General features: G+C 72.1%; 13 protein-coding genes. 5 read left to right on the top strand and 8 right to left on the bottom strand.

Annotated elements, in window-relative coordinates:
* Positions 1 to 24 precede the first annotated feature (24 nt).
* Positions 25 to 747, top strand: coding sequence for an SDR family oxidoreductase (locus K8625_RS09675; RefSeq protein WP_223782520.1), 723 nt, complete (start codon positions 25 to 27; stop codon positions 745 to 747).
* The gene (locus K8625_RS09670) at positions 744 to 1,769 is read left to right on the top strand and encodes an S-adenosylmethionine:tRNA ribosyltransferase-isomerase (protein ID WP_223782519.1); all 1,026 of its coding nucleotides are present in this window, start codon (positions 744 to 746) and stop codon (positions 1,767 to 1,769) included. The genes K8625_RS09675 and K8625_RS09670 overlap by 4 nt, the downstream gene beginning before the upstream one ends.
* An 11-nt stretch (positions 1,770 to 1,780) precedes the next feature.
* Here K8625_RS09670 and K8625_RS09665 read toward each other — a convergent pair whose 3' ends face one another.
* The 4 genes from K8625_RS09665 to K8625_RS09650 form a co-directional block, all read right to left on the bottom strand.
* On the bottom strand, positions 1,781 to 3,001 hold the full coding sequence (locus K8625_RS09665) for a zinc-dependent alcohol dehydrogenase (protein ID WP_223782518.1): 1,221 nt from the start codon (positions 2,999 to 3,001) through the stop codon (positions 1,781 to 1,783).
* A 155-nt stretch (positions 3,002 to 3,156) separates the two neighbouring features.
* Positions 3,157 to 4,680 carry a Ppx/GppA phosphatase family protein gene (locus K8625_RS09660; protein ID WP_223782517.1) on the bottom strand — a complete coding sequence of 508 codons (1,524 nt, stop codon included), beginning with the start codon at positions 4,678 to 4,680 and terminating at the stop codon, positions 3,157 to 3,159.
* Between the two features lie 122 nt (positions 4,681 to 4,802).
* A complete protein-coding gene (locus K8625_RS09655; RefSeq protein ID WP_223782516.1) occupies positions 4,803 to 5,942 on the bottom strand; it encodes a phosphatidylserine/phosphatidylglycerophosphate/cardiolipin synthase family protein in 1,140 nt (379 codons plus the stop codon).
* A gap of 64 nt (positions 5,943 to 6,006) precedes the next feature.
* Positions 6,007 to 6,213, bottom strand: coding sequence for a hypothetical protein (locus K8625_RS09650; RefSeq protein ID WP_223747179.1), 207 nt, complete (start codon positions 6,211 to 6,213; stop codon positions 6,007 to 6,009).
* A 182-nt stretch (positions 6,214 to 6,395) separates the two neighbouring features.
* Here K8625_RS09650 and K8625_RS09645 point away from each other — a divergent pair, with 182 nt between their 5' ends.
* Complete coding sequence (locus K8625_RS09645; protein WP_370641910.1) at positions 6,396 to 7,406, top strand: serine/threonine-protein kinase; 1,011 nt, start codon at positions 6,396 to 6,398, stop codon at positions 7,404 to 7,406.
* Between the two features lie 18 nt (positions 7,407 to 7,424).
* Positions 7,425 to 7,619, top strand: a complete 195-nt coding sequence (locus tag K8625_RS09640; RefSeq protein ID WP_141325293.1) for a hypothetical protein — start codon at positions 7,425 to 7,427, stop codon at positions 7,617 to 7,619.
* Between the two features lie 56 nt (positions 7,620 to 7,675).
* Here K8625_RS09640 and queF read toward each other — a convergent pair whose 3' ends face one another.
* Positions 7,676 to 8,038: a preQ(1) synthase gene (gene queF / locus K8625_RS09635; RefSeq protein ID WP_141325292.1), complete on the bottom strand. Its 363-nt coding sequence runs from the start codon at positions 8,036 to 8,038 to the stop codon at positions 7,676 to 7,678.
* 196 nt (positions 8,039 to 8,234) lie between these two features.
* On the opposite strand from queF, the gene K8625_RS09630 reads away from it, so the two are divergent.
* A complete protein-coding gene (locus K8625_RS09630; protein WP_223747181.1) occupies positions 8,235 to 10,154 on the top strand; it encodes a hybrid sensor histidine kinase/response regulator in 1,920 nt (639 codons plus the stop codon).
* Between the two features lie 99 nt (positions 10,155 to 10,253).
* Here the strand turns inward: K8625_RS09630 and K8625_RS09625 are convergent, their stop codons facing one another.
* From K8625_RS09625 to K8625_RS09615, 3 genes are read right to left on the bottom strand one after another with little or no spacing between them, the layout of a single operon-like run.
* Positions 10,254 to 11,003: a carbohydrate deacetylase gene (locus K8625_RS09625; RefSeq protein ID WP_223747182.1), complete on the bottom strand. Its 750-nt coding sequence runs from the start codon at positions 11,001 to 11,003 to the stop codon at positions 10,254 to 10,256.
* 18 nt (positions 11,004 to 11,021) lie between these two features.
* Positions 11,022 to 12,041, bottom strand: coding sequence for a PHB depolymerase family esterase (locus tag K8625_RS09620; RefSeq protein WP_223747183.1), 1,020 nt, complete (start codon positions 12,039 to 12,041; stop codon positions 11,022 to 11,024).
* A 10-nt stretch (positions 12,042 to 12,051) separates the two neighbouring features.
* On the bottom strand, positions 12,052 to 14,172 hold the full coding sequence (locus K8625_RS09615; protein WP_370640339.1) for a protein kinase: 2,121 nt from the start codon (positions 14,170 to 14,172) through the stop codon (positions 12,052 to 12,054).
* Positions 14,173 to 14,812: the final 640 nt, after the last annotated feature.

The following is a 14,812-nucleotide window of genomic DNA, read 5'->3' as shown; positions in this document are numbered from 1 at the left end:
CCTCCCGGCAAGGAGGACATCCGAATGGACTTGAAGGGAAAGGCAGTCCTGGTGACGGGCGCGAGCCAGGGGCTGGGCAAGGCCCTGATGGGCCACTTCGCGCGTCGGGGCGCGCGGGTGGTGGGCGTGGCCCGGCACGCGCAACCGATGGAGGCCGTGGCCGAGGCCCTGCGCGCAGAGGGACTTGAGGCGCACGGGCTCGCCTACGACGTGGGCGACAAGGAGTCCATCTACCGGCTGGTGGGCGTGGCGGCGTCGCTGGTGGGGCCCGTGGACGTGCTGGTGCACAACGCGAGCACGCTGGGGCCCACGCCGCTGCCGCTGCTGCTCGACACCGCGTGCGAGGACCTGCAGCGCGTGCTCGAGGTCAACCTGGTGGGACCCTTCCGGCTCTCCAAGGCGGTGGTGGGCAACATGGTGGTGCGCGGGGGCGGGCTGGTGGTGACCATCACCTCCGACGCGGCGGTGGCGTCCTATCCGCGCTGGGGCGCCTACAGCGTCTCCAAGAGCGCGCTGGAGCACCTGGGCCGCATCTGGGCCGCGGAGCTGGAGGGCACAGGGGTGCACTTCCTCAGCGTGGACCCGGGCGAGATGGACACGCGCATGCACGCCGACGCGATACCGGACGCGGACCGCTCCACGCTCGCCCGGCCCGAGGACGTGGCCGCCCGAATCGTCACGCTCGTGGAGCGCCCGCTTCCCCCCAGCGGCTCCCGACTGGAAGCCGCGCGCCTGGAGGCCGCATGAAGCCCGCGCGCTGGCCTGGAGACCACCCGGAGGAAGGGCGGCTGTTGCACGTGGAGCCCCGAGCTCGCCGCTTCCAGGACGCCCACCTGAGGGAGCTGCCCTCGCTCCTGCGCGAGAAGGACCTGCTGGTGGTGAACGACGCGGCCACGTTCCCCGCCTCGCTGCAGGGGCGCACGGCGGCCGCGGAGCGCATCGAGCTGCGCCTGCTGTCGCACGAACCGGACGGCACGTGGCTCGCCGTGCTCTTCGGCGCGGGGGATTGGCGCAAGCGCACCGAGGACCGCCCCTCGCCGCCCGTGCTCGAAGCCGGGGCGCGCTTCACCGTCGTGGGCCTTTCCGCGCGGGTGGTGGAGGTGCTGCCGCCCTCGCCGCGCCTGTTGCGCGTGGCCTTCGAGGACGACGGCGCCGACCTCTGGTCCGCGCTCTACCAGGGCGGCCGCCCCGTGCAGTACGCGCACACCCTGGCGCCCCTGTCCCTGTGGCACGTGCAGACGGGCTACGGCGCCAGGCCCTGGGCCGTGGAGGCGCCCTCGGCGGGACTGCCCCTCACCTGGAACCTGCTGCTCGCCCTGCGCCGTCGCGGCGTGCGGCTCGCGTCACTCACCCACGCGGCGGGCCTGTCCTCCACCGGGGACGCGGTGCTGGACGCGGCGCTGCCCCGGCCCGAGCGCTCGGACATCCCCGCCGTCACGGTGGCCCAGGTGGAGGCCACGCGCGCGGAGGGAGGCCGTGTCGTCGCGGTGGGCACCACGGTGGTGCGCGCGCTGGAGGGCAGGGCGGCGATGAATGGCGGAAGGCTCGTGGCGGGGGAGTCGGTGACGGACCTCCTCCTCGGGCCGGGCTTCGTGCCGCGCGTGGTGGACGGCCTGCTCACGGGCATGCACGAGCCGGGCACCAGCCACCACGCGCTGCTCCAGGCCTTCGCTCCACTGTCCCTGCTCGGAGACGTGGCCGCGCACGCGGAGGCGAAGGGCTACCTGGGGCACGAGTTCGGGGACTCGTGCCTCATCCTGGACACGTGAGGGCCCACGGCTCACTGGAGCTGCGAGGGCTCCAGCTCCACCTTCACCCAGCCGGGCTTGCGCAGGTCGAAGTTGCGGTAGGCGTCCAGCGCGCTGGCCATGGGCTCCACGTGCGAGAGGATGGCCGTGGGGTCCACCTCGCCGGTGCGCACCAGCTCCAGCAGCCGGGGGATGTACTTGCGGTGGTTGCAGTTGCCCATGCGCAGGGTGAGGTTCTTGTTCATCGCCGCGCCGATGGGGAACGTGCGCACCTGCTGCGGGTAGACGCCGATGATGGACAGGGTGCCCGCCTTGGCCAGGCCCTCCACTGCCCACTGGAGCACCTGCGCGGGCGCGTCGCCGGGCACCCAGTTGTCGCCGTCCGGGTTCGTCTTGGGCGCGGCCTCCTTCACCTCGCGCTTGTGCTCCGCCTTCTGCGCGTGGGCCTCCTTCGCCGCGGGGCCCGCGTGCGCGTGCACCGCGTCCACGCCCACCGCGTCGATGGCCCGGTCCACGCCGATGCCGTTCGTCAGGCGCAAGAGCGTCGCCACCGGCTCCTCTTCATCGAAGTTGATGACCTCCGCGCCCTGCGCCCGCGCCAGGTCCAGCCGGTCCTCGTGGCAGTCGATGGCGAAGACGCGGCCGGCGCCGAGGAGCTTCGCGCTGACGATGGCGAACAACCCCACCGGGCCGCAGCCGAACACCGCCACGGTGTCGCCCGGCTTGATTTCCGCCAGCTCCGCGCCGAAGTAGCCCGTCGGGAAGATGTCGGAGACGAGGATGGCCTGCTCGTCGGTGACGCCGTCCGGAATCCGCACCAGCCCCGCGTTGGCGAAGGGCACGCGCACCTTCTCCGCCTGCATGCCGTGGAAGGGGCCCGTCGGCGCGGGGCCTCCGAAGAAGGCCGTGCCCGCGGCGGCGCCGTTGGGGTTCGCGTCGTTGCACTGCGAATGGTAGCCCGCGCGGCAGTACACGCAGTTGCCGCAGGCGATGGTGGACGGGATGACCACGCGGTCGCCCACGTTGAAGTTGCGCACGTCGTCGCCGAGCGCCTCGATGTAGCCCACGCCCTCGTGGCCCAGGATGGTGCCCGGCTTCATCCCCGGCATCGTCCCGCGAATCATGTGCAGGTCCGTGCCACAGATGGCGCTCGCCGACAGCTTGACGATGGCGTCCGTGGGCTTCTCCAGCCGGGGCTCCTCCACGTCGTCGAGCCGGATGTCCCCAATCCCATGGAATACGATGGCCTTCATCGGACTGCTCCTTCCCCCGCCGGGGGCCCGTGTCTGGAAAGACGAAAGGGCCCGCCCGCGGACGGACCCACACGCCTTGCAGCGTGGGCATCCGTCCGGGTGGGAGCAAAGCGCGCACAGCCTCCTCTTCCGGCCAGCAGCCGGGGGGCCGTGCGTCAGCGTCCCGCGGTGTGGTGCACGTGGAAGGTGAGCTTGCGGCCGAAGACGCGGCGGAAGGGCACCACCTCGCGCTCCGCGTTCCACAGCTCCAGGTCCACCGGCTGACGCGCGTGCAGGTGCAGCGCCACGCCGTCACGGCCGTTGGTGGCGCGGAAGTCCTTGATGGGCTGGTGGTGGCTGTGGTCCAGCGAGTTGGCCACGCGCAGCAGGGTGGCGAGCTTGCGCACGGTGCGGGCCTCGGTGGGCGTCAGCCCCGCCATGCCCGAGTGCGCCAGCTCCGGAGGGCTCCTGCGGTGGTAGCGCGCCACACGGGCCACCAGCTCCCGCTCGCGGTCCGACAGGCCCGGGATGTCCGCGTGCCGGATGAGGTAGTACGTGTGCTTGTGGTGCCGCTCGTAGTTCACCGCGTGGCCGATGTCGTGCAGCAGCGCGGCCGTCTCCAGATACGGGCGCACCGACAGCGGCAGCTGGTGCAGGGCGGCCAGGTCGTCGAAGAGCCTCAGCGCCAGCCGCGTCACCTGCTTCGCGTGCTTCTCGTCGAAGAAGAAGCGCTGGCCCATGGCGATGGCCGCGTCGGACAGGCTGTGGTCATCCGGCGGGTGGTGCGCCTCCTGGCGGTAGAGCAGGTCCACCAGGATGCCGTCGCGCAGGCCTCGGTTGACGACGCTGACCGACTCGATGCCCAGGTACTTCGCCACGCCCTCGAGGATGACGGCGCCGGAGACGATGATGTCCGCGCGCTTGGGGTCGAAGCGCTTCCTGCGCCGCTCCACCGGCATCTGCGCCAGCGCCTCCACCGTCTGCGTGAGCTGGCGCACGGTGGCGTTGCCGCTGTTCTCCGCCGAGGCGAAGGACACCACCGCGTTGATGGTGCCCGACGAGCCGAGCGCCACTCGGGGCAGGTGCGGCAGCTTGGGCGGCAGCGTCTTGCCCAGCACCTCCGACACGAAGCCGCGCATCAGGCGCAGCTGCTTCGTCGTCACCGTGCGCGACGCGTCGAACACCTCCGTGAGCCGCACCGAGCCCAGCCCCAGGCTCCACAGGTTGTCGGGCCGCTCGCCCACGGCGGTGGCCACCTCCGTGCTGCCCCCGCCGATGTCGATGAGCAGCGAGCGGGTGCCCGGCGGCTTGCGGTGCAGCACGCCCAGGCAGATGAGGCGCGCCTCCTCCTTGCCGCTGACGACCTCCAGGTTGAGCCCCGACTCCTCGCGCACGCGGCGGACGATGTCCGGGGCGTTGCGCGCCTCGCGCAGGGCGCTGGTGGCCACCGCGCGCACCTGCGCCTTGTGACGGCGGCACAGCGCTGAGTACCGGCGCAGCGTGGAGAGCAGCCGCTGGGCGGTGGCCTCCGGCATGGTGCCCGTGGCGAAGACGCCCTCACCGGGACGGATGGGATCTCGCTCCTGGTGCAGCGTCTCGAGCGCCCCGTCGGCATCCGGCCGGGCGAGCTCCAAGCGGACGGCGTTCGTCCCCACGTCGATGGCGGCGAGTACGGGCTGGAGGGGGTGGCGTCTTGGCATGGTCGGGCGTCAGCGCAGTGTAGAGCCCCCGGACGCCCCGCGCAGCACGTCATCGACGGGAGCGACCACTCGGCGGAGCGCTCCCCACTGCCCGTGTGACGTCCACGTGACGCCAGGGGGCTTCAGCGCTTGCGACGCCGGCCGATGAAGCTGGCGAAGCGCTCCGCGAAGCGCGCCACCGCCAGGCCCACGACGTCCAGCAGCCACCGCTGCAGCCCCGAGCGGCCGCATTGCTCGAGCAGCACGTGCCGGGACATCGCCACGTGCTTCTCCAGCCACAGCGCCGCCTGCGCCGCCACGCCGGGCTCCTCGGCCTCCACCAGCGTCTCCAGATTCACGAGCGAGAGCGGGTCCAGGTTGAAGCTGCCCACGAGCAGCGTCTGCCCATCCACCACCGCCGCCTTGGCGTGCAGCGTGGACGCGGTCCACTCGTGGATGCTCACGCCCGCGCGCAGGAAGGTGCCGTACAGCCGCATGGTGGCGGCCCTGGCGAAGATGACGTCGCTGCGGCCCGCGAGCAGCAGCGACACCCGCACGCCCCGGCGCGCCGCGCGCGTCAGCGCCCGCACGAAGGCCGCGTCGGGCAGGAAGTACGCGTGGGCGAGCAGCACCTCGTGCTTCGCGCCGTCGATGGCGGACAGGTAGCGCTTCCTCAGCCGGTGGCCTCCCGCGAAGCCGGACAGGAACAGGCGCACCGCCCCGGACGACAGCGCCGCCGCGCCCGCCGTGAGCTTCTCGCCGAGCTGCCGGCAGATGTCGCCTCGCAGCTCCACGGCCAGGTCCGCCCACCCGGGCACGTCCCCCTTCGCCGCGTACGCATCCCCGATGTTGATGCCACCCAGGAACGCCACCGTGTCGTCGACGAGGAGAATCTTGCGGTGGTTGCGCCACGAGCGCCCCAGGCACAGCGACGTGAGCGGGTTGTACACCCGCACCTTCGCGCCCGCGGCCCGCAGCGTCTGGGTGAGGTACGCGCTGTTGCCGATGCTGCCCCAGCCGTCCACCACCACCTTCACCGACACGCCCCGCTTCGCCGCGGCGACGAGCGCGTCCACGAAGATCGCGCCCACGCCCTCGCGCTCGAAGGTGTAGACCTCCAGGTGGATGCGGTGCCGGGCGAAGGAGATGGCCTCCAGCATCCGGGGGTACGCCTCCGTCCCGCCGTCCAGCAGCGTGCACCGCTCATCCTCCCGCTCCGGAGCGAGCGCTCCGGGGACGAGGGCGGGCACGGGCGACGGGAGGACGGCGGCTTCGGGACGCATCACCCGGCCACCCTACAACTCTCCCGGGCGGAGGGGGACGGGCCCCGGGTGGAAGCGGGGGACTTCACCCGTCGTGCTTGCGTGCTCCCTTGCCCTTGCCCTTGTGACGGCACTCGTCGCCGTCCCAGTACTGGCTCGGGTGGCATTGCTTGCTGTTGTGTTTGGACTTCTTCGACTTGGACGGACGGTGGTCGTGGTGCACGTCCCGGTGGACGATACAGCCGCCGAACATGCAGAGGGCGAGGAGGGGGGCGAGCAGACGAAGTGTCATGGTGTCGAGGGGGAAAGCGGGGGCCTGTGGACCTGGACCCGGCGGGTGTCGAAGCGGCCACGTGAGACATCGACGGTGCGCGTCCACTTCTGTACCCTTCGCACGTGCCTGCCGCGGAAAGAAGCGTGCGTCATCGCAAGATTGGCGCGTATCGAGTGCTCGGAGAGCTGGGCCGAGGTGGGATGGCCGTCGTGTATCGCGGCCTCCACGAGATGATTCAGCGCGAGGTGGCCATCAAGGAATTGCTGCCCGAGGGCAAGCGAGACCGCGAGACCTTGTCCCGCTTCCGTCGGGAGTCGCTCGCGCTGGCCGCCTTCCGCCACCAGAACATCGTCACGCTCTACGACCTGGTGGAGAAGAACGACAGCCTGTTCATGGTGATGGAGCTGGTGGACGGGCCCACCCTGCACACGCTCATCAAGGAAGGGCCGCTGCCCCCGGACGTCACGGGCGTCATCGCCGCGCGCATCGCCAGCGCGCTGGACCACGCGCACTTCCGGCACATCATCCACCGCGACCTGAAGCCCGCCAACGTCATGCTCACCAAGTCCGGCGACGTGAAGCTGATGGACTTCGGCATCGCCAAGGACGTGGGCCTGGAGGCCCTCACCCAGGCGGGCATGGCCGTGGGCACCCCGTCGTACATGTCCCCGGAGCAGGTGACGGGCGCGCCGTTGGATGGCCGCACCGACATCTTCTCGCTGGGCGTGCTGCTCTACGAGGCCCTCTCCGGCGCCCGGCCCTTCCACGGCAAGACGGCGGGCGAGGTCTTCGCGCGCATCCGCGACGGCAAGTACACGCCGCTGGGCAAGGTGGCCCCCAACGTGCCCACGCCCCTGGTGCGCATCATCCAGCGCGCCATGGAGGTGAAGCCCGAGGACCGCTTCCCGGACGCCGCCGCCATGCGCCGCGAGCTGGACGTGTTCCTCGCCCAGGAGGTCCAGGTGTCGCACGCGGGGCTGCTCGTCGCCTTCCTGCGCCACCGCCAGAAGCTCACCGAGACGGAGGCGCAGCAGCTCTTGCGGCCCCAGGAGCTGGACGCGGCGGCGGAGGTCTTCGACACCTCGCGCACGCGCTCCGGCGGCAAGCTCAAGTGGGCGCTGGCCGCGCTGGCGCTGGCGTCCGCCGCGGGCACCGGGCTCTACTTCACCCAGGCGCAGTGGGCGCCGCTCGTCCAGCAGCTCACGCGCTGACGAGGACAGGAGGCAGTCATGGGACGCATCGTCACCTTCGTGCTGGGCTTTGGAGTCCTCGTCGCCGCCGCGTGGTACGTCCTGCAGCGGCCGGCCAGGACGGACCCCGAGGCCGCCGCCGCGCGGCGCCTGGAGAACGTGCACAAGGCCGCTGATCGCGTGGAGACGGACCTCAACAAGAAGGCCGACGCCATCTTCGACAAGGTGGAGTAGGCCCCACGCGTCCGGAGGGACGGCGCCTCGGGGCGACCGTCCACCCCGCCGGGTGCTTACGCCTTCTTCTTCTCGTGCGTGACGGTGACGATGGTGCCGATGCCACCGCGCACGAACCAGTCACCGACCACCGTCAGCTTGCGCGGCTGGATGGCCTTGATGATGTCCTCGGCGATGGTGTTGGTGACCTTCTCGTGGAAGGCGCCCTCGTTGCGGTACGCCCACATGTAGAGCTTCAGGCTCTTGAGCTCGATGCAGCTCTGGTCGGGGACGTACGTGATCTTGAACCGGGCGAAGTCCGGCTGCCCCGTGAGCGGGCAGAGGCAGGTGAACTCCGGGACGTCGAACGCGATTTCGTAGTCGCGCTCGGGCGCCGGGTTGGGGAAGGTCTGAAGGTCCTTGGTCGGCTGCGAAGGCATGGCGCTGTCGTCTAGCACACCATCGCTACGTGTCATCCACGACGTGGAGTGGGGCCTTTCGGGAGGCCCGCCGGGGGTTCTGTCGAGCCCTCAACGCGGCACCCGTCCACCAGCGGGGAAAGCGGGGGGGCCCTCGGTTGCGCCTTCGCCGCGGGGTTCATAATCCCGGGAAGGCCCCCGCCACCTTCCCGAGCACATGACGCTTCCCCCTGACGTCGAAGAAGCCTTCTCGTGTCTCCCCCAGGCCCTGGTGCGCGTCGGTCCCGACCTGTGCGTCCAGTGGTGTGAGGCGAGCTTCGCCCGCAAGACGGGCCTGGCGCTGAGTCCCGGCCACAGCCTCCTGTCCGCGCTGGAGCAGGGCCGGAGCCTGGAGGCCATCGAGCTGGCCGTGCGCGAGGGCCGCGCCCACACCGGCCACGTCATCACCCGCGAGCTGCACCAGGTGCGCGTGCAGGTGAAGCCGGGCCGCGAGGAGGAGGTGCCCGGCGCCTGGCTGGTGGTGGAGCCCTCCGGCGTGGATGACGACGGGGCCTTCTCGCTGGCGGTGCGCGAGATTGCCCGCGCCGTGGGCGAGTCGCTGGAGGTGGACAGCGTCTGCGCGGCCGCGGTGGTGGCGCTGGTGAGGTGTGCCCAGGTGCGCCGCGCGGAGGTGTACCTCTGCGAGGAGGACGGCACGGAGCTGCGCCGCTCGGCGGTGTCGGACCTGGCGGGGACGGAGTCGCCGGAGGACTCGTTCGACCCGTCGGAGGACCCGTTCCACCAGGCGCTGACCCTGCGCCAGGCGCAGCTGGGCATCCAGCGCGGGTATGGGGACTCCTTGGGCTCCATCTTCGCGGCGGTGCCGCTGTGCGCGCCGCGTCGGACGGTGGGGCTCCTGCTGCTCTACAAGGAGCAGGGCACGTCCTTCTCCGCGAGGGAGCTGGAGCTGTGGACGGCGGCGGCCAACCAGCTCGCGGTGGCGGTGGAGAACGCGCGGCTCCTGAGGGAGGCGAAGGCGGCGCTCCAGGTGCGCGAGGAGTTCATGTCCATCGCGAGCCACGAGCTGAAGACGCCGCTCACGCCGCTGAAGCTGGGCCTGTACACGATGGAGCGAAGGCTCACGCTGGGGCAGCCGTTGGAGCTGTCCACGGTGCTGAAGTCCAAGCGCCAGGTCGAGCGGCTGGTGGGCCTGGTGGACGACCTGCTGGACGCGTCGAGGCTGGACGCGGGTCGGCTGGCCCTGGATTTGGCCCCGCTGGAGCTGGGGCAGCTGGTGGCGGAGGTGGTGGACCACTTCCGCGCGGCCTTCGAGCGCCCGTTCGCCGTGGAGGTGCCTCGCGAGCGGGTGTGGGTGCGAGGCGACAGGGACAGGCTGGAGCAGGTGTTGGTGAACCTGCTGGAGAACGCGCACAAGTACAGCCCGCCCGGGGAGCCGATTGTGGTGCGGGTGGAGAAGCTGGCGAGCGAGTCGCGCATCCACGTGCAGGACCACGGCATCGGGATTCCGGGCGCGGACCAGTCGCAGGTGTTCCAGCGCTTCTACCGGGCGCGCAACGTGTCGCACCGCAACTTCGGGGGCCTGGGGCTGGGGCTGTTCATCAGCCACTCCATCGCGAGGCTGCACGGGGGCGCGCTGACGCTGGCGAGCGCCGAGGGGCATGGGAGCACCTTCACCGTGAGCCTGCCGCGCATGCCGGCGCACGAGGTGAAGATGTTGCCCCGGCGGGTGCTGCTCCTGGACGAGGACTCGGCGCAGGAGGCGATGGCCGAGCGCGTGCTGTGCGCGGAGGGCTTCGAGGTGCTCACGGCGAGGGACGGGGCGGAGGCGCTCCGGCGGGCCACGCACCTGCCGGTGGACCTCATCGTGCTGTCCACCTCCGCGACGCATGGCCAGGCGGGGGTGTTCCTGGAGACGTTCGCCACGCTGCCGCGCGCGCGTCCGGTGCCGATTCTGCTGGCCGGGGATGCCCGGCCGTGGTGGGCGCAGGAGGAGACGTCCCTGTGCACGCGTCCGTACGTCGCCGATGAGCTGGTGGCGCGCGTGCGCAACGTGCTGACGCAGGAGCGGCGCAGGACGGCGACCGCGCCCCACGTCGTCGAGGAAGTGGCCCAGGTGGGCCTGCTGACCCGGGCCTGAGCCCGCTGAGGGGCCGCGTGGCCTCGCGGCACCCGCGCGCCGGAGCTCTATCTCGCGGCCCCAGCGCTCGAGTGGCGAGGGGGCCGCCCCCGCAAGGCCTCAGTTCGCGGGAGCGAGCACGCCGAAGTCCACCGGCGTGAGCCCCAGCCGCGACAGGGCCTCCTTCGCCTTGGGGTCCACGAACGTGGCCAGCTCCACCTCGCGCTGCGCGGCGTAGCTGCTCTTCACCTTCTCGGGGCGGTAGCCCGGGTGGCACATCAGCTCGATGACGCCCTCGGAGGGCAGCGCCACCAGCTCCGCCTCCAGCCGCTCCAGCGTCCAGTACGGGTCATCGCTCGTGTCCCCGACGAAGTGCGTGTTCGTGGGCACGCCCAGCTTCTTCAGCGCGTGGCGCATGATGGAGTCGAGCGCGCGCACCGGCACCTTCGCGTCCCTGGCGGCCTTGGCCACGCCCTCCAGCACATTGGCGTGCAGGTGCAGGTGCCGGTGCACGTCGATGTGCTTCGGCGCGCGTCCGGTGAGCTGGGTGAAGCGCTCCAACTGGGCGCGGGTCTCCGCCTCCACCACCTCCGCGGACAGCCCGGCGGCGCGGCCCTCGGTGAACTGCCCCTGGGCGCCCAGCGACTCGCGGGGGAACTCGCTCCACACGGGCTGGCCCCGGGCCAGGTCCAGGTGCAGCCCCAGTGACAGGCCCCCCGACTCCTGGGCCGCGGCCTCGGAGTAGGGCGTGTTCACCATGAGGGAGGCCGAGGAGACGACCCCCTCTCGCATGGCCTTGAGGATGCCTCGGGTGATGGCGGGGTCGTGCCCCAGGTCGTCGGCGTTGATGACGAGCGTGCGTGTGCTCACGAAGAAGTCTCCTGTGCGTCAGGGGCGCGGCCGGCCCTGGAAGAAGCGCCAGGCCTCGAGCGAGGCGTCCAGGTCGCGTGTGGGGTTGCCCGAGCTGACGGGGCTGCCGGGCCACGTGTGGTTTCCACCCTGCACGGTGCACAGCGACGCGGTGGCGCTCTCCGGAGCACATCCGGTGAACGCCACGCAGGTGCTGTTGCCCCGCTGATACGTCTGCTGCTCCGGCCCACCGCAGCCGTTGCGCTCCGCCTGGCCGCGCACCGAGTCCCGCGCGGAGGGGTAGGGGCGACCGAAGGGGATGTTGCTGCCCCCCTCGTAGAGGATGACGGTGTCCTCCGTGCCGTGGATGTGCAGCACCGGCACGGGCCGGGACGGCGCGCACCCGCTCGAGGGCGCCATGCCGGACACGGGGGCGACGGCGGCGAAGCGTCCCGCGCGCTCACAGGCCAGCCGGTACGAGAAGAAGCCCCCGTTGGAGAAACCCGTGGCGAACGTGCGCCGGGGGTCCACGCACACGTGCGTGTCCAGGTCCGCCATCATCGCGTCCACGAAGCCCACGTCGTCCACCTGGGATAGCTGGGACGAGCCGCAGCACGCGCCCCCGTTCCAACCCCGGGTGTTGTCCTGCGGCGGAGGCGGCGGGCCGCCGTTGAGCTCCTGGGCGCTGAGCCCGCGCGGGTACACGACGAGGAAGCCCTCGGTGTCGGCCAGCGTGGACAGCCCCGTCTGCCGCTCCAGCTGCTCCGGGTGGGAGCCATAGCCGTGGAAGGCGACCACGGTGGGCGTGGGGCGGGTGGCGTCGTAACCCGGGGGCACGTGCACCCGATAGGCGCGCTCCCGTCCGTCGTGGGTCACTGTCCAGTCGTGGGTACCGGGGCCCGCGGACAGTCCCTGGCAGGCTGCGCGGTCCGGCACCTGGGGCTCCGGCATGGGCGTGCCCGCGTCCGGTGGCGCCTGGGGCTCCGGCAAGGTGTCGGGGGACGAGGAACAGCCGGGAGCCGTCAGGAAGAGCAGTGCCAGGAAGGGGCCGCGGTGCATGGAGGGGAAGCTAATTCCCCGCCTGGCACTCCGCCGCGAGCCGCGTCGCGCGGTCGGGGAATCGTTCCTCCAGCGTACGCTTCACCTCGGCCACCGCCACCGCGTTGCCACCGTGAGCGTGGAGCTGACAACGTGCGGCCAGGGCCCGAGGGTCCTCCGGCGCCAGCTTGTCCGCCTCCCGATAGGCGCGCTCGGCCCCCGCGCTGTCGCCCTGTCGGAAGAGGACGGCCCCCAGGTAGTAGTGCGCCACGGCCAGCCGGCCGTCCTTGCGCAGCGCGCGCCTGAGCAGCGCCGCGGCCTCGTCCACGCGCTCCTGCCGGAAGCGCACGAAGCCCAGCTCCGCCAGGCTGACCGCGTCGTCCCGCTCGCGGGTCCAGGCCGACAGCACCGAGGCCGCCTCGTCCAGCCGTCCGCTCTGCGACAGCATCCGCCCGAAGCGGGGCGCCACCTTCGGCGAGCCCGGCTTCAGCACGTACGCCTTCGCCAGCGCCGCCACCGCGCCCGGCAGGTCGCCCTGTCGCTCGCGCAGGTCCGCCAGCATCAGCGCGGGGCGCAAATCCTTGGGCGCCAGCGCGAGCGCCTCATCCAACGCGCGCTCGGCCCGCTTGCCGCGGTTGAGCTCCGTCGCCGCGCGGGCCGCGAGCAGGTGCGCCTCCAGCTCCTTGGGGAAGCGCGTGGTGAAGGACTCCGCCAGCTCGGCCACCTCGGGGAAGGCCCCCGCGTCGACGAGCAGCGCGCCCGCCTGGGCCAGCTCCTCTGCCGTGGCGCGCACGTCGGTGCCCAGCCCGGAGAGCAGCGCCTTCTTCTCGGCCGCCGTGTCCGCGGCCGTCGCCTTCGCCAGCCGCTCCTGGGGCGCCGCCTCCGCGCGCTTCAGGTACCAGACACCTCCGCCCCCGAGCGCCGCCAGCCCGAGCGCCCCGGCCAGGATGGCCGCCACGCGCGAGCCCCCACGGCGCGAGGGTCCGCCCTCGCCGATGCCGGAAGGCGTGCCGCGCGTGGGCGGCGTCGAGTCCGTCGGAGAGGGGACGCGCGCGGGCTTCACGACCTGCGGAGCGACGGGCTCGACGGTCGCCGTGCGCGCGGGCTCGGGGAAGGTCTCGTCGTGGACCGTGGCGCCCACGTCCGGCAGCACGGGCCAGCCGGTGGGCACCGTCATGGCGGCGTGGGGGGCCACGTGGGGCTCGTAGCGGCGCGGGCCCGGAGGCGTGCCTCCGTGGGACGGGTCCGCCATGCGCGCGCGTCGGAGGGCCTGGCGCTTGGGGTCCTTCTCCGGCGGGAAGAGGGTGTCGACGTAGGCGGCGACCTCCTCCGCGGAGGCGACCTCGGCGGGGCCGCCGATGGCCTCGATGGCGTCGATGAAGGACTCGAGGCTGTCGAAGCGCGCGGCCGGGTCCCTCTGGAGCGCGGTGAGGCACACCAGCTCCAGCGCGCCGGGGACGGACGGGTCGAAGCCGGTGGGCGGGCGGACGCGGCCCTCGGCGATGCGGCCCAGGACCTCCTCGGCCGTCATGCCGGTGAAGGGCCTGCGGCCACACAGTTGCTCGTACAACATGACGCCCGCGGCGAAGAGGTCCGCGCGGTGGTCCACGGGCTTGCCGGAAATCATCTCCGGCGACATGTAGAAGAACTTGCCCTTGAGCACGCCGGGCTCGGTGCCCGCGCCGAGCGCGTCCGCCTTGGCGATGCCGAAGTCGATGACCTTCACCGCGCCGTTGACGCCGACGTGGATGTTGTCCGGCGTGAAGTCGCGGTGGACGATGCGCAGGGGCCGGCCCGCCTCGTCCACGGCCCGGTGCGCGGCGTCCAGGCCGCGGCAGGCCTCCACGAGCACGCGCAGGGTGATGCCCAGGGGGACGCGCTGGCCGCGCTCGGCGGCCTCCTGGCGCAGCTCCGCGAACGAGCGTCCCTCGAGCAGCTCCATCGCGATGAAGGGCTCGGTGCCCTCCATGCCCAATTCGAGGATGGCGACGACGTTGGGGTGGCGCACCTGCGCGGTGATGCGCGCCTCGTTGAGGAACATCTGCACCACGCGCCGGTCCGAGGCGAGGTGGGGCATCAGCCGCTTCACCGCGACGGCGGGCCCGCGATGGCCATCATCCTCGAAGCGCCGCCCCAGGTAGACCTCCGCCATGCCGCCCGTCGCGATGCGCGCGGACAGACGGTAGCGACCGACCCAATAGGTGTTCGGACCCGACTCCAAGATGGCGCCAGTCTATGTGGAGAGCCTGTCTTCGTGCCCCCTCAGAAGTTCGAGGGGGCATGCCCGCTCGGTCTCGTCCGGGCCCGCTCGCCCGGCGCTCCTGTCCTGGAGGCTGACGCGGTCCGCGTGGGAGCACGGGGTTTCCACGTGGCGAGGGCCTCGCGGGACACGTCCTCTCCACGACGTTCGTGCGCGTCGGCACGGTGTCCATCGGTGACCTGGGCTCGGGCCTCGTGAGCGCCTGGGCGGCGATCTGCCGACACGTGCCAGTCCAGGGCCCCGCCTCGTCGCATGGGAGCGCTCGTTCTTCCGGGCGAGGCTGGCCCGCAGGGCCTGGGCGGAGCTCGCTGTCGGAGGAGGCGCTCCGCGGGGGCCCACCTCGTCGGAGAGGCATGCCCCACCGAGAGGCACTCATCACTTGGGGCTCGCCACCGGAGCGCCGATGGGTGGGTGAGGCTCGAACGAGGTGGGCGATGCGACGCTCGACAGGGGCCCCGTCTCGTCAGGACGAAGCTCGACCAAGCCTGGAGGGCGCGATGCCCGGCGGCGCGAACCATGTGCCCTGGTGTGT

The organism is Myxococcus sp. AS-1-15 (genome assembly GCF_020037055.1).
Taxonomy (GTDB): Bacteria; Myxococcota; Myxococcia; order Myxococcales; family Myxococcaceae; genus Myxococcus; species Myxococcus fulvus.
The sequence above is the reverse complement of the archived record's forward strand: the minus strand, read 5'-3'. Positions and strand labels throughout refer to the sequence as shown.